Origin of the sequence: Moritella sp. 5 (genome assembly GCF_018219455.1) — a bacterium.
Taxonomy (GTDB): Bacteria; Pseudomonadota; Gammaproteobacteria; order Enterobacterales; family Moritellaceae; genus Moritella.
Genome location: NZ_CP056122.1, coordinates 1706605 through 1721248 on the forward strand (window position 1 = coordinate 1706605; position 14644 = coordinate 1721248).

Annotated in this window: 15 protein-coding genes and 1 pseudogene; 14 read left to right on the plus strand and 2 right to left on the minus strand. The window is 38.8% G+C overall.

All coding sequences use genetic code 11. From position 1 onward, the window contains the following. Positions 1-11 precede the first annotated feature (11 nt). From tssK to HWV01_RS07750, 14 genes and pseudogenes are all read left to right on the plus strand, one after another. Complete coding sequence (gene tssK, locus HWV01_RS07685; protein ID WP_211674818.1) at positions 12-1337, plus strand: type VI secretion system baseplate subunit TssK; 1326 nt, start codon at positions 12-14, stop codon at positions 1335-1337. Continuing rightward, entirely contained in the window at positions 1334-2125 is a 792-nt protein-coding gene (gene icmH / locus HWV01_RS07690) for a type IVB secretion system protein IcmH/DotU (RefSeq protein ID WP_211674819.1), read from the plus strand. Before tssK ends, icmH begins: the two co-directional genes overlap by 4 nt. 12 nt (positions 2126-2137) lie before the next feature. Then, positions 2138-3649, plus strand: coding sequence for a PAAR-like domain-containing protein (locus tag HWV01_RS07695; RefSeq protein ID WP_211674820.1), 1512 nt, complete (start codon positions 2138-2140; stop codon positions 3647-3649). 20 nt (positions 3650-3669) lie between these two features. Beyond that, complete coding sequence (locus HWV01_RS07700; RefSeq protein ID WP_211674821.1) at positions 3670-4425, plus strand: AHH domain-containing protein; 756 nt, start codon at positions 3670-3672, stop codon at positions 4423-4425. A 3-nt stretch (positions 4426-4428) separates the two neighbouring features. Continuing rightward, on the plus strand, positions 4429-5064 hold the full coding sequence (locus tag HWV01_RS07705) for an imm11 family protein (RefSeq protein ID WP_211674822.1): 636 nt from the start codon (positions 4429-4431) through the stop codon (positions 5062-5064). Positions 5065-5074: 10 nt separating this feature from the next. Beyond that, positions 5075-5569, plus strand: coding sequence for a hypothetical protein (locus HWV01_RS07710; RefSeq protein ID WP_211674823.1), 495 nt, complete (start codon positions 5075-5077; stop codon positions 5567-5569). 85 nt (positions 5570-5654) lie between these two features. Next, on the plus strand, positions 5655-6764 hold the full coding sequence (locus tag HWV01_RS07715; protein WP_211674824.1) for a hypothetical protein: 1110 nt from the start codon (positions 5655-5657) through the stop codon (positions 6762-6764). 13 nt (positions 6765-6777) lie between these two features. Then, positions 6778-7524: an AHH domain-containing protein gene (locus HWV01_RS07720; RefSeq protein ID WP_211674825.1), complete on the plus strand. Its 747-nt coding sequence runs from the start codon at positions 6778-6780 to the stop codon at positions 7522-7524. An 11-nt stretch (positions 7525-7535) separates the two neighbouring features. After that, complete coding sequence (locus HWV01_RS07725) at positions 7536-8108, plus strand: hypothetical protein (protein ID WP_211674826.1); 573 nt, start codon at positions 7536-7538, stop codon at positions 8106-8108. A gap of 11 nt (positions 8109-8119) precedes the next feature. After that, positions 8120-8614 (plus strand): hypothetical protein, encoded by a 495-nt coding sequence (locus HWV01_RS07730; protein WP_211674827.1) that lies wholly within the window; start codon positions 8120-8122, stop codon positions 8612-8614. Between the two features lie 92 nt (positions 8615-8706). Then, positions 8707-9291 (plus strand): hypothetical protein, encoded by a 585-nt coding sequence (locus HWV01_RS07735; RefSeq protein ID WP_211674828.1) that lies wholly within the window; start codon positions 8707-8709, stop codon positions 9289-9291. Positions 9292-9432: 141 nt separating this feature from the next. After that, entirely contained in the window at positions 9433-9693 is a 261-nt protein-coding gene (locus tag HWV01_RS07740) for a hypothetical protein (RefSeq protein WP_211674829.1), read from the plus strand. A gap of 129 nt (positions 9694-9822) precedes the next feature. Continuing rightward, a pseudogene (locus HWV01_RS07745) lies at positions 9823-10425 on the plus strand (helicase-related protein); the annotation flags it as partial. A gap of 285 nt (positions 10426-10710) precedes the next feature. Continuing rightward, positions 10711-12201, plus strand: coding sequence for an aerolysin family beta-barrel pore-forming toxin (locus HWV01_RS07750; RefSeq protein WP_211674830.1), 1491 nt, complete (start codon positions 10711-10713; stop codon positions 12199-12201). A gap of 144 nt (positions 12202-12345) precedes the next feature. On the opposite strand, the gene pfkA is transcribed toward HWV01_RS07750, so the two are convergent. Next, entirely contained in the window at positions 12346-13308 is a 963-nt protein-coding gene (gene pfkA / locus HWV01_RS07755; RefSeq protein WP_211674831.1) for a 6-phosphofructokinase, read from the minus strand. A 452-nt stretch (positions 13309-13760) separates the two neighbouring features. After that, positions 13761-14516 (minus strand): triose-phosphate isomerase, encoded by a 756-nt coding sequence (gene tpiA, locus HWV01_RS07760; RefSeq protein WP_211674832.1) that lies wholly within the window; start codon positions 14514-14516, stop codon positions 13761-13763. Positions 14517-14644 lie beyond the last annotated feature (128 nt).

Here is a 14644-nt window from a genome sequence, read left to right on the forward strand (position 1 = left end):
GGAATTACACAATGTCTCTTTATAATCCCGTTATGTGGCAAGATGGAATGTTCATGAAGCCTCAACATTTTCAGCAACTTGAACGACATAATAATAAAGCCACGAGTATGCTGAATATATTTGCTACCCCTTTACTTTGGGGGGTAAAAAAAATTGTGGTGAATGACAGTTTACTTGGGCTGGGTAAGATAGGTATTAGCCATGCAGAGGGCATACTGCAGGACCGAACACCATTTGAATTACCTTTGCTTGCCGACTTGCCAGATGTGAGAGACGTTGATTCATCAATTGTGGACAAAATTGTTTATCTATGTTGCCCACTACCTTCTGTTCGTGATGAATTGTTTGGTGAACCGGGCAGTAATGCTCGTTATATCCAATCAACGCAGGATGCTATTGATGCGTGTTATGGCAGTGAAGATATGGCCAACATTATGATTGGTAAACTGACATTCAAATTACTGTATGACGATGAAGATAAAAGTGCTTATACGTCAATTCCTATCTTCAAGATTTTAGAAGTTAAACCAGATGGTACGGTCGTCTTAGATGAGAGTTTCATTCCAACATGTATTGATATTAAAGCATCGACAGTGTTAACTAAGTTTACTACTGAGTTTGCTTCTATGCTGCATCATCGTGCAGAATTAATCGTACAGCGATTAGGTGCTGTTGATCAGCAAGGTGTATCTTCTGTCGCTGATTTTATGCTACTTCAAACGTTAAACCGCTTAGAACCCTTATTTTGGCACTTCACGCATGTAGAAGGTATTCACCCAGAAACGTTTTATCGTTACTTGTTGCAAGCCGAAGGTGATCTTGCCACATTATGTTCAACGACAAGACGTCCACGAGAGTTTGAAAAATACAATCACGGTGCATTAACGGAGTGCTTATCTGGGATTCTACAAGACATTAAATTGACATTAAGCGTGATGTCAGAGCAACGCGCAATCCCATTAACCTTGAAAGAACAAAGTTATGGTATTCGAACTGCTCCTATCCCTGATTCAAGTATTATTACATCTACAACACTTATATTGGCTGTTAAAGCTGATGTATCATTAGACGTATTACACACCAAGTTTATTGCACAAACTAAGATTGGTTCGATGGATAATATCCGTGAATTGATCAATCTACAACTCCCTGGTATTGGCATTAAACCAATGCCTGTTGTTCCACGACAGTTGCCGTACCATGCCGGGTATACCTATTTTGAATTGGATAAATCGAGTGCTGAGTGGCAAGCATTAACGCGTTCTGCTGCCATTGCTGTTCATATCGCGGGTGACTTTTCTAATTTATCCTTGCAGTTGTGGGCGGTTAAATTATGAGTTATGTGGACGATGACGTTACTGTTGTCCTGTTTCAACCTGCACCGGGTAAACCGATGGAGGTTATGCCCAGTCCAGATTTGTCTCGTAATATCGCGATTGGTGATTTAGACATTAAAAAAATGGGTATTAACCCGCTTATTGATGAGTTTTCTTGGCTTATCGCGAGTTTGTCATGCATGAAGTCGATCCCTTGGGTCGATGACTTAGATCCATTTCGTGAGCAAGTCGGAAGAGAAATCCGTAAAGGTGAGCGAAAGCTTAACGAAATGGAAGTTGACCGTGCCAGTATTCTGGTTATTCGTTATTGTTTATGTACTACGTTTGACGAAGCTGTATGCAGACAAGAGTGGGGGGCTAACAGTAACTGGAGCCAAAATAGTTTGTTGTCAGAATTCCATAATGAAACGGCTGGGGGAGATAAGTTTTTTGTTATTTTAGAAAGGCTTAAAAACGATCCTAAAAAATACCGCTACGTGATTGAATTTTTGTATTTGTTACTGCAATTGGGTTTTAAAGGTCGTTATGGCCGTGAAGATCGTGGTAACGAAAAGCTAGTTGAAATTGGTAATACTATTTATAACTTGGTTAAGCATGATCGTTTAGTCGAGCAGGAAAATACGCAGTTGGTTAATTTGAAAGCCAAGTATTTAACGAAGCCGTTGAAAAAAGTATTACCACCAAAAGTAACTATAGCCGTGACAAGTTTATTGGTGATTGGTATGTACGTGGCGACATATTTAACGATTGATATACGTTTTAAACAACTTCTCGATATTTACGGATAAAGGTGGGTAATCATGGGTGTAACGGTTAGTGCAGATGGACTGAGTGTTGTTCATTTGGGATCGGGAGGTAAAGCGAGTGCAACGATACCAGATGTTTGCTTAACCACAGTCGGGAATGCTGTCGTACCTATTCCTTATGGGAATAACGCTGAGTCAGCAGATCTAGCTGATGGTTCAACGACTGTTACAATGGATGGCGGAAATAGTATTGCCATTAAAGGCTGTAAGTTTGCTAAAAGTGCTGGTGATGCAGGAGGGGACAAGAAAGGTGTTGCCTCTGGCACTATTGAGGCCGAAGCCAAATTTATTACCGCCTCCGCAACGGTGAAAATTGAAGGTAAAGGCGTGTGTCGTTTGTCTGATCAAATGACCATGAACAAAGCCAATACCATGTGTATGGGTGGTGCACAAAATCCGTCGGTCACTGTGACTGCTGATGAAGAAGGCACCTATACGGTTGATTTGTTCTTGTCTTATGCTGATGGCGATCCTGTTCAGGGGGCTACTTATAGTTTAGTTGATCAAGCAGGTGCAGCTTTTGAAGGTTCGCTAGGTAATGATGGCAAAGTAGCTGTAGGTGGTGTTGCCCCCGGTGCTTTTACCATTGAATATGGCGAAGATAGCCGCGAATTTAAACCCAACGAGCCAACCAAAGCCAACCCTAAGTTTGACGCGCAAGCCAATGCACAAACCATCATTGAAGACACCAAACGCGGTGAGGTGGGCTTTTGGGAGAATACTTGGCGTAAAGCCTCAAACGGCGGAACGTGGATATGGGGCGTTATATTAGGTGATTTTAATGATGATGCGTCGGTTGAACAAATTATTGCGAACGCTGCGTTAACGATGATCCCTGTGGTTGATCAAGTCGGTGATATACGTGATTTAACCGCCAATATCCTTAATATGATGGATGAAGAGGGGCGCGATAAGCCTGAAAATTGGTTAGCCTTGTCGTTCACCTTAATTGGTTGCATCCCACTGTTTGGTAGTGCGCTAAAAGGCACTTGTAAAGTCGTGCTTAAAACAGGTAAAGATACCAAAAAAGACGATTTATTGGCTATCGTCCGCGCCTTCGGTAAGGGTGACCCAGAGAAGTTTTTACTTGGTTTAGACTGGGGTCAATATGCAAAAGACATCAGCAAAATCTTGTCTAATGTATTAAAACCCTGCGTTGAAATAGCGACAGAGATGGCGTCGTACGCAGACCGCATGGGCGCAGACGAACTGGCATCACAATTTCTTAAACTGGGTGACGAAATCAAAATGTTCGACAAGATGTCAGTGGATAAACTAAAAAGTGCAATGGGCGAGTTTGACGACTTATTTGCACGTGTACTCGGTAAATCAGAGAAAGTTTATCCAGCTAAGACCAAACATCACACGGGCGGCACAGCGCAAGCGGGTAGTAATAAGAATAAGGCGAATGAGAAGAAGGATAAGAAATCTCAGCGTTGTAAATCATGTGGTAACATTTTGTCCAAGAAGAAAGGACATTGCGTTGGCCGTAAAAATAAAAAATAAACTAAAAGAAGGGATGTTATATGGCAATTAGCAAAAGAGGTAAGCTTAATGATGGAGCAAAAATAGATGCTCATCTACTATCATCTTATTGCCCACTAACAAGCCATCATTTAATTAGTCATAGCTTGTTTTATAAGGTATCAACACCAAGACAAAAGCAAATGCATGATCATCATTATAATTTTGACAAGCATAAAAACTTGGTTTTATTACCAAGTAAAGATGAGAGTAAGGCGAAAATAATCGCGTGTTATTATGCACTGCCGTGGCATTCAAGTGGTCATACCGGAAACCAAATTATTAAGCATTACAATAATAGTGAAAAAGGAAAGGCTGTAGGGAAGAGTGATAACCCATTCGGAGGCAATAAAGCGCAGGGTAAAGGGAATAACCTGACTGAAGATGAACTCAAGATGTATAATGCAGATGCAAAAAAATTAGAAAAAACCAAAGGCTACCATAAAGTTGTGAGTTCTTTATTTTTAACTGTATTAAAAAAATTAAAATGTAATCAAAGTAATTCAGAATATCAGGGATATCTTGATTCGCTATCTGAAGATATCTGTTCTTTAATTTCAGATTTTGACTTATTGCTTAGTAATCCTGGTTATGATTTTGCCAGTGGTCAAGATGGCTGTAATAGCTCTGGGTGTGGTGATCGCGAACATACAAAAGAGCGAACAGTAGGACTCTGGTTATCAGATTACGTTATTAGTGCTTACGTTAATAATGAAGCAGAAGATCGTTTAAATTTATTATCAGAATTGCAAGGGTAAAAAATGGAAGTCGCCGTAATTAATGAAGATTTAATGGAAAGCAATGCGATGTTTATGGTCGCTGATGCACGAGAGTATTTATATAGTACCATGGAGTATCATCCTTGCTCATCGATTCACCCGATTATATGGGAAGATGAATCAATGGTCAGTTTCGGGGTTTTTGATATAACAAACTCGGGTGACTTAAGTGTAACGGCACCGATTGCTGAAGTATTTATGAGCTTTGACCCCTATGGAATAGAAGTCTATCCAAATAAACTTGATTGCGCAGATGGTATGTCAGAGCAACAACGTTATGTCGTAGCAATTAATAACATTGTTGATGTTGTAGATGAGAAACAGAGTAAAATAATTACAAAAACCATAAAATATGATCCAGAAGAACATGGTTATGATGTGTCGATTGAAGATCAAGTTGATGTTAAGCGGACTAGAATTATTCGTTTGTATTTATCTGAAGATAAACTTAAAGCACTACCTGAGGCGAAACGGCATATATTTAGACCTGAAGGGACTGATACCTTTTTCTTTTCTGAAGAGATTTATAATGCATTGTATAAAATAGCGTTAGAAGGGAAGGCTTCAGGATTAACCGCTTATACGTTTGATATTAAAGAAAAAGCACCGAAATTTTAAGGTTGAAATAATGAAAAACGAATATCACCTTTTATCAAAAACACAGTTCGATCATTTCCCATTTCAACAATCAGCAAAGCCGATTGTGCCAGTTGAACCTGACTTATTATTGGAAATGACATTTTCACCTAAGTTATTTATCATCGATGATATTTCACCTAAAGTTGAAGCCTTGGTGAAACACGGTGTTGAGTGGCTTGATGCCCGTGTAGATTGCTCTCCGAGTCAACCTGAAGATGATGATATCAAAGTGCATGAAAACTACCGTATGCCATATATTCATCAAACGTACAGTTTAACCAACGAAGAAAAACAATTTGGTAAACTGAACTGGCTTGATTTAGACAAGGTTGAACTTGATTTCACGCGTCTAGAATCAGTTCCGTTAGCAGAGCGCCTTATTTTTAAACTCGAAGAAGATTTCGGCGTTGTGATTATTCATAACAGCGTAATTGATGTATTGAAAGCTGCGCGCGTAAAAGACGTTTGGGTACGAGACGTTTAATCGTTTATGCAAGTAGATGTATACCGAAGGGCAAATATGGAAACGTATTTGCTTTTTTATTATTTAGACAGGCAATGCCATGTGTATGGGCGGCGCACAAAATCCGTCGGTCATTGTGACTGCTGATGAAGAAGGCACCTATACGGTTGATTTGTTCTTGTCTTATGCTGATGGCGATCCTGTTCAGGGGGCTACTTATAGTTTAGTTGATCAAGCAGGTGCAGCTTTTGAAGGTTCGCTAGGTAATGATGGAAAAGTAGCTGTAGGTGGTGTTGCACCCGGTGCTTTTACCATTGAATATGGCGAAGATAGCCGCGAATTTAAACCCAACGAGCCAACCAAAGTCAACCCTAAGTTTGACGGGCAAGCCAATGCACAAACCATCATTGAAGACACCAAACGCGGTGAGGTGGGCTTTTGGGAGAGCACTTGGCGTAAAGCCTCAAACGGCGGAACGTGGATATGGGGCGTTATATTAGGTGATTTTAATGATGATGCGTCGGTTGAACAAATTATTGCGAACGCTGCGTTAACGATGATCCCTGTGGTTGATCAAGTCGGTGATATACGTGATTTAACCGCCAATATCCTTAATATGATGGATGAAGAGGGGCGCGATAAGCCTGAAAATTGGTTAGCCTTGTCGTTCACCTTAATTGGTTGCATCCCACTGTTTGGTAGTGCGCTAAAAGGCACTTGTAAAGTCGTGCTTAAAACAGGTAAAGAGACCAAAAAAGACGATTTATTGGCTATCGTCCGCGCCTTCGGTAAGGGTGACCCAGAGAAGTTTTTACTTGGTTTAGACTGGGGTCAATATGCAAAAGACATCAGCAAAATCTTGTCTAATGTATTAAAACCCTGCGTTGAAATAGCGACAGAGATGGCGTCGTACGCAGACGAACTGGCATCACAATTTCTTAAACTGGGTGACGAAATCAAAATATTCGACAAGATGTCAGTGGATAAACTAAAAAGTGCAATGGGCGAGTTTGACGACTTATTTGCACGTGTACTAGGTAAATCAGAGAAAGTTTATCCAGCTAAAACGAAGCATCACACGGGTGGCACAGCGCAAGCGGGTAGTAATAAGACTAAGGCGAATGAGAAGAAGGATAAGAAAGATATTCGTTGTAAGGTTTGCCGACGGCTTGCGGGTAAGAAAAAAGGTCAATGTAAAGAAGCTCTAATAATGTAACGAGAGAATAAAGATGGCTATTCAAAAAAATAAAGGCCGATGGAAACGTTCAAGCCTTAGTAAGATTAAAACAAAACGTGAAAAGCATCCGCTAAATTTTCAGGCTAAAGCGATCGCGGCACATCACTTGATTTCATGTGAAGTTGCAGCAAAACTATCGTCAACACGTAAAAAGCAAATTGTATATAAAGGGTATGATATTAATTATCCGTTTAATTTAGTTTTTTTGCCTATGATGGACCAATCGGCCTGTCATTATGAAGTTCCGTTACATAAATCCGGACATACGGACAGAAAGATAGAAGAATTTTATTCTGAAAAGAAGGGATCAACTATTGATTCTGATATCTCCGAATTAGAAGCAAATTTGCATAAAGAAGCAGATAAAGATAAATCAACAATTCTTCAGGATGATATTAATATGGTTAGTCATTTAAAAGGCTATCATAGAGTAGTTGGTTCTATGCTTGCTAAAGTGTTAAAAAACCTAGACTGCGATGACAATAAAGATGACTTTGTTGATACACTCGATGAACTATCAATCGAAATCGCTGCTGAAATTGGTCGCTTTAAATTACATTTAATTTCTAGAGGTCGCCATATGGAATCAAATCAAAAGGGTTGTAGCTATTGCCGAAAAGCCAATGCAAGGCATGATCACTATTCTGTGCTTAGTAATACAAAAATATTACCGAAGGACGTAATAAAAAGATATTGTTATACAGGTGTAAGGTTATATACAGTACAAGAACATATTTAATGGAATCTAAAATGAATTATTCAATTATCACGGAGAGTTATTTCTCTGCAAGAACAAGCTTCACTTGTATTGATGGAAGAGAATATCTTTATAGCAAGAATAATTATGAGCCAACTAGTGCATTGAGTCCTATCGAATGGGAAGATTTAACAGGATTGGTAGCTGATGTTACTAACATTGCTGACAATGGTGATCTGTGTGTTAGCAAGGCGTTTGCAGAGTTAGTCATGAGTTTTGATCCCTTTGGTATTGAATGTTATCCCGCAAAACTAATTTTGGAAGATGGTGTTGTGGAAAATCGGTATATATTAGCTCTAAACAATATTATTGATGTTATGGACGATACCAAGTCAGTTCTACAAAAATCTCCTAAGCGTAACAAAATGTTAACATTGGTTTTGTTTTTGTCTGAAGAAAAATTGGGAGCATTACCACTAGAAAATAGAATTTTATATCGTGTTAAAGGTGCGGAAACTGCTACATTTTATTGTGAAGAAATTTTTGATTTAATAGAAAATGATGAACAGTTTAGTGATTTAAGAAAAACAAAATTAGATATAAATCAAGAAGCTCCAAAATTTTAAGGTCTAACTAAATGAAAAACGAATATCACCTTTTATCAAAAACACAGTTCGCTCATTTCCCTTTTCAACAATCAGCAAAGCCAATTGTGCCAGTTGAACCTGACTTATTATTGGAAATGACATTTTCACCTAAGTTATTTATCATCGATGATATTTCACCCAAAGTTGAAGCCTTGGTGAAACACGGTGTTGAGTGGCTTGATGCCCGTGTTGATTGCTCTCCGAGTCAACCTGAAGATGATGATATTAAAGTACATGAAAACTACCGTATGCCATATATTCATCAAACGTACAGTTTAACCAACGAAGAAAAACAATTTGGTAAACTGAACTGGCTTGATTTAGACAAGGTTGAGCTTGATTTCACGCGTCTAGAATCAGTTCCATTAGCAGAACGCCTTATTTTCAAACTAGAAGAAGATTTCGGTGTTGTGGTTATTCATAACAGCGTGATTGATGTATTAAAAGCTGCGCGCGTAAAAGACGTTTGGGTTCGAGACGTGTAGTTGTTCACGCAAGTAGATGTATATTGAAGAGCAAATATTGAAACGTATTTGCTTTTTTATTTGTGTTATACCTATGTTAGCTAGGATAGAAGATGGCGGAATACTACTTAATAACAGAAAATTTTATGAGTAATAATAGCGCATTAATAACAAATGATCGTTCTGAGTATTTTTGTGATCTAGGTTCTCCTCAAACTAGCGTAGCAAAAGATATTGTTGTTACTGAAGAGTCTTCCATCAAATTCACAAGAGATTTCCACTTCATTGGTGAAATAGTATGTAGTAAAGCAATATCGAAAATAATCGCGAAATTTAATCCTTATAAATGCTTATATCTACCCGCTGAAGTATCAGATAAACAGGGTTTAAAAGGTGATTTCACTCTGTTGTCGCTTGAAAATATCCAAGCGTGTGCAGATATGGGAAAAAGTGATATTACTGATAACCCTTTTCGTTCTGGGCATAAATTTATAAATTCGATATACCTAGATTTTAACTTTCTTAGTGCTTTACCTAAGTACAAACGCCAGCTATTCATTATAGAAGAAACGCCAGACAGAATTATTGTATCAAAAGAGTTAGGTGAAGCGTTGATAGCTTATCGTGAGACTGTTGCTAATTCGAGTTTAAGTATTCGGCCTGTGTCTGATGATGGTCGCGTTCCGGAGATATATTAATGAGAAAGTTTATTGAATTAAGTGTCGATACATTAGCTAACTTCCCAGTGAAAGAAAAAAAAGGCATGTTACCTGTAGAGCCTGATTTGGTTTTTGGTTTTTGATTTTTATCTTTTCCCGAAGATTTATATTATTGACGACATGGTGGGCAGTTTATCGCGTTATTTAACTCATAATGTTGAATTGTCTGATGGCGCAGTTGAATTGAAAAAAGATGATTTACGTTCGAATTTCACACATGTCTATATCATTAGCGATTATGATACTGCAGTAGATGATATTAGTGATGATATCCATATTTTTAGAAATGAAGATAACAGTGCATTATTTTTAAGTGAAGAGTTTGTCTCTGCGTTAAATAATTTAAAAACAGATTATATTTTGTATCGCTGGCATCAATAAAATATCTTAATTTATGTTGTGATACCAAAAGTAAATATGGAGACGTATTTGCTTTTTGCGTTTTATGCTTTGGTTGTTTAGGCTATAAACCACCGGATTGTGAGTCACGAAAGCCTCCCGCGATTTCGAACGACATTAACTAAGCGTATGTCTGAAGACTTAGCTGAATATCTTGCCGATCATGGCGTGAAGGTTCGTTATTTACATTCTGATATTGATACTGTTGAACGTGTCGAGATCATCCGTGATCTACGTTTAGGTGTATTTGATGTACTCGTTGGTATTAACTTGCTACGTGAAGGTCTAGATATGCCAGAGGTGTCTTTGGTTGCTATCTTAGATGCCGATAAAGAAGGTTTCTTACGCTCTGAACGCTCGCTGATCCAGACCATTGGCCGTGCTGCTCGTAACCTCGAAGGTAAAGCTATCTTATATGCTAATCGCATCACCAAATCGATGGATAAAGCCATTAGTGAAACTGAGCGTCGCCGTGCTTTGCAGCATGAACATAACGTGAAGCATGCCATTATACCAAAAGGACTGAAGAAGAAGGTCGGTGATGGGTTAAATATAGGTAGAACACCAGAGCAACAAATGATGCATATTGCCGAACAGAAAGCGACATATGCAGTGTTTACCCCAGCAGAACTGAGTAAAGAGATCGTGCGCTTAGAAGAGCTGATGTATAAATACGCACAAGATCTTGAGTTTGAAAAAGCCAACCCAATTTAAATTGGGTTGGCCTTTTTGTTTTTACTAAGCACTATACCTTCTCCTTCATACTCATGAACTTTTACGTTCCATCATTTATATTTATCTCATCATAAACCTCCGACCACCTGATTAAAAATGACTTTGAATACAGTCGTGCAGGTATGTAGGCTCATTTTTAATGAGAATTAAAATTATTACTGTGGATGTTGTATTGATGAAAATATATATATATATCATTGTTCAATATGAACAATGATAAGTGTTTTTAACATTATAAATATAAATGAAAGGGAAATGTTAATTATGAAAAAAATAAAGATACAAACATTTAATCTGCTTTCAACTTCAATTCTACTAGTAGTTTCTGGTGGTGTTGGAGCTGAACAGATCTATACGGATCAGATCGTTCTTGATTCACTTGGTGATGATGTTTGTCGCGCTGGATATCGTCCTGTTGATCATCTCGAAGCTTCAACGCACAGAGATTATTTTGCATCAAAGATGGGACCGTCGGACATAATAGGTCTACAAGGTAGATGGGTAATTATGGGGTCTGGCTATAATAGTACTATTAAAGAAGAGCAGTCCAATCAAAATCAGCCAGTACAGACTTGGTGCGTACCTCTGTCGGGCCAAAGTGATATTCCCAATTACTCGATGAAAACGATACCTGAAGGCGATGAGATCGATATCCAGTATGCTTTGGTTAATGATTACGATAACTTTGTGCGACCTTTAAGCTACTTGGCACATTATCTCGGATATGCCTGGGTTGGTGGGAACGATAGTTCATACGTTGGCAAAGATATGGATGTCACTCGCTCTGGTGACCAATGGCTTATCCAAGGAAATAATAATGGCTCATGCTCTGGTTACCGTTGTGATGAGAAGACAAAAATAACGATTAACAACTTTGCTTATACCGTTGACGATGGTAATTTTTCGCATGGCGATGTGGTTGAATCTGATCGAGAATTGGTTAAAACAATATCTGTCATGGCTCGGAACTATAGTGATATTCCTCAGCAGGTAGTCGTTGACCTGACTGTCGATGAGTCTACTAGTTGGAGTAAAACAAACACATATGCTTTTTCACAGAAGGTTATAACAGAAAATACCTTTGGGTGGCCCCTGGTAGGGGAAACTAAACTGACTATCGAGTTTGGAGCTAATCAGAGCTTTGGTAATACCAATGGTGGCTCAACCAGTCACAAGGTCTCACTACAGGCTCGCCCAATGATTCCAGCTAATTCCCAACTACCTATTCGTTTAGATCTTTATCGTTCTGATATCTCTTATCCTTATCAGTTTGATGCAAAAATTAGTTATGATACGAACTTTAATGGTTTCTTACGTTGGGAAGGTAATGCGTGGAATACTCACCCTGAAGACCGTCCATACAGAAGCCACACTTTTAGTATGGGACGCAGTAGTGAGCCATCAGCAGATATTAGGTATCAGTGGGATCACCGCTATATTCCAGGTGAAGTAAAATGGTGGGACTGGAGTTATGCTATTACAGAAAACGGGCTGAGTAATATGCAAGACACAACAGCAAAAAGTCTGCGTCCGTTTAAATCTTATGTATCTGGTGATTTTTATGCTAAATCTCAATATGCTGGTGCAATTGAAATTGGTAGGTCTACAGAATTGACAAATCTAGAAACCGTTCCTGAGGGTCAAGTAATGATGAAACTATCCGACTCTATCGAAGTGTTAGATAACTTTGACATAGATGAATTGGAGTCTCTTGGCTTTGGTAATGCAGAACTAAGTATCCGTATTGCTGAATAGATTAAAAGATTATCTATAACGCTGAATATTTTTAAATAAGTGTAATATGGCCGACTTCGCTATTTTAGCGGGTCGGCCTTCTAGCATTATTAATATTCCATTTAAAATATATCTAATCTTAAAATATCAATACTAAACGCCTGCTTAGAATAACGAATCAGACAGATCAAACAGTTCTTGATTGAAAGGGCGTTTCATATTGTTGATACAATCAATAATGTCATGGTGAACCATTTGTGAGTTCATTAAACCCACACAGCGGCCGCCTTCGCCTTCTAATAAAAGCTTAACTGCAAAAGAACCCATACGACTTGCCATAATGCGGTCTCGGGCAGTTGGTGTTCCACCGCGCTGTAAATGGCCTAGGATCGTCGCACGTGTTTCACGGCCTGTTTCAGCTTCAATATGTTTAGCCAGTGCATCTACATTCGTTACATGTTCACACATCGCAATGATTGCGTGTTTTTTGCCTTTTTCGATACCCGCTTTGACTTGGGTTAACAGTTCAGCTTCATCATAACCTTTTTCAGGAATTACAACGAATTCTGCACCACCGGCAACTGCTGCACCCATGGTTAAATCGCCACAGTAGCGACCCATGATTTCAACAATTGAGATACGTTGATGTGATGTTGAGGTATCACGTAAACGGTCAATTGCGTCAACAACCGTGTTAAGTGCAGTATCAAAACCAATGGTGTAAGTGGTGCCTGGAATATCGTTATCAATTGTTCCTGGAATACCTATACATGGGAAGCCCATTTCTGTTAGCTTCTTCGCACCCATGTAAGAACCGTCACCACCAATAACGACGAGTGCATCGATATTGTGTTTTTTAAGGTTTTCAATTGCTTCTTTACGTACGCTTTCTTCTTTGAATTCAGGGAAGCGTGCAGAACCTAAGAAAGTACCACCACGGTTAATGACATCAGAAACAGATTTACGATCAAGTTTCTCAATGCGGTCTTGATGTAAACCGGCATAACCGTCGTAAATACCGTAAACTTCTAAGCCAAGATGTAAGCCTTCACGTACAACTGCTCGGATTGCTGCGTTCATGCCTGGTGCATCACCACCACTTGTTAAAACACCTATTCTTTTAATCATTGAAGCCTCAAATATATCAGTCGATGATACTTTATTTATTGGGTTAGAGTCTTGTACTTATCTAGGTAGAGTACTGTTCTTATCTAGGTAGAGTACTGTTTCAGCAAGTGATAGCACGCTTGTTAATTTATTTAGCACACCAATTTTAGTTTATCTGTTGCTGTTACTTTCTCGTTATCATAATTACTTTTTATTAATTTATTGTAACTATGTATTCTATTCTATTCTGTGTCTTTATGACTGTTTTTATCACTAAAGTAATACTTACGTCGCTTTCATATGAAACTTTCGATTGCAAAATAAAATAATGCCTTGGTGCAATTTTATTTTTTACAATATAAGTTTAATAAGAAAGGAGCGTAGTAATACATCATTATTAAATAATCTGTATTACTACACTTTTATTCCTAATTCAGAGTAGAACATCGCTCTATATTAGGCTTTGATAGGTACTATGCAGAAGCACCAGCAATAACTTTAGAGAATTCAACAGCGTCTAGTGAAGCGCCGCCTACTAGGCCGCCATCAATGTCTGCTTGACCGAATAATTCAGCAGCGTTAGCGCCTTTAACTGAACCACCGTAAAGGATTTGAACTTTGTTTGCTACTGCAGCATCTTGCTCTGCTAACCATGAACGGATGTGAGCGTGGATGTCTTGTGCAATCTCAGGTGTTGCTGTTTTACCAGTACCAATTGCCCAAACTGGCTCGTATGCGATAACTGCATTGTTTAGAGATGCGATACCAGATTTAGTTACAACCGCTTGAAGTTGCGCTTCAACAACTGCTTTAGTTTCGCCAGCTTCGAACTGCTCTAGCGTTTCACCGATACAAAGTACAGGTACTAGGCCATTTTCTTGTGCAACAGCAAATTTGTCAGCAACAACTTCGCTTGATTCACCGTGTATAACACGACGTTCGCTGTGGCCAACAAGCGTATATTTACAACCGAATTCTTTTAACATAACTGCTGAGTTTTCACCAGTGAATGCACCAGCTGTATTAACGTCACAATCTTGTGCGCCGTAGCTAATTGCAGTGTCAGCTGTTAATGCTTCAACTTGTGGGATAAAAACAGCAGGAGGGCATACAGCAACTTCAACAGTTGCATTGTCTTTTGCCGCATCAACTAAACCGTTAATTAAAGCTTCTACAGATGCTTTAGTTGCGTTTAGTTTCCAGTTACCCATTACTAGTGCTTGTCTCATGTCTATCTCCGATATGGTTTAAAGCTATTTTTCTTCAACCTAATTGACTTGAGTAACAATGACTAAAGTCGCTTAAGTTGAGAACATGGGATGATTATAGAGTCATCTAGCGTCAGGGCAAGTTGTCA

Coding starts and splice junctions, on each gene's coding strand:
- HWV01_RS07735 (WP_211674828.1), top strand. CDS start 8,707: ATGGCGGAATACTACTTAATAACAGAAAATTTTATGAGTAATAATAGC.
- HWV01_RS07700 (WP_211674821.1), top strand. CDS start 3,670: ATGGCAATTAGCAAAAGAGGTAAGCTTAATGATGGAGCAAAAATAGAT.
- tpiA (WP_211674832.1), bottom strand. CDS start 14,516: ATGAGACAAGCACTAGTAATGGGTAACTGGAAACTAAACGCAACTAAA.
- HWV01_RS07750 (WP_211674830.1), top strand. CDS start 10,711: ATGAAAAAAATAAAGATACAAACATTTAATCTGCTTTCAACTTCAATT.
- HWV01_RS07715 (WP_211674824.1), top strand. CDS start 5,655: ATGGGCGGCGCACAAAATCCGTCGGTCATTGTGACTGCTGATGAAGAA.
- icmH (WP_211674819.1), top strand. CDS start 1,334: ATGAGTTATGTGGACGATGACGTTACTGTTGTCCTGTTTCAACCTGCA.
- HWV01_RS07705 (WP_211674822.1), top strand. CDS start 4,429: ATGGAAGTCGCCGTAATTAATGAAGATTTAATGGAAAGCAATGCGATG.
- HWV01_RS07725 (WP_211674826.1), top strand. CDS start 7,536: ATGAATTATTCAATTATCACGGAGAGTTATTTCTCTGCAAGAACAAGC.
- HWV01_RS07710 (WP_211674823.1), top strand. CDS start 5,075: ATGAAAAACGAATATCACCTTTTATCAAAAACACAGTTCGATCATTTC.
- tssK (WP_211674818.1), top strand. CDS start 12: ATGTCTCTTTATAATCCCGTTATGTGGCAAGATGGAATGTTCATGAAG.
- HWV01_RS07740 (WP_211674829.1), top strand. CDS start 9,433: ATGGTGGGCAGTTTATCGCGTTATTTAACTCATAATGTTGAATTGTCT.
- HWV01_RS07720 (WP_211674825.1), top strand. CDS start 6,778: ATGGCTATTCAAAAAAATAAAGGCCGATGGAAACGTTCAAGCCTTAGT.
- HWV01_RS07695 (WP_211674820.1), top strand. CDS start 2,138: ATGGGTGTAACGGTTAGTGCAGATGGACTGAGTGTTGTTCATTTGGGA.
- pfkA (WP_211674831.1), bottom strand. CDS start 13,308: ATGATTAAAAGAATAGGTGTTTTAACAAGTGGTGGTGATGCACCAGGC.
- HWV01_RS07730 (WP_211674827.1), top strand. CDS start 8,120: ATGAAAAACGAATATCACCTTTTATCAAAAACACAGTTCGCTCATTTC.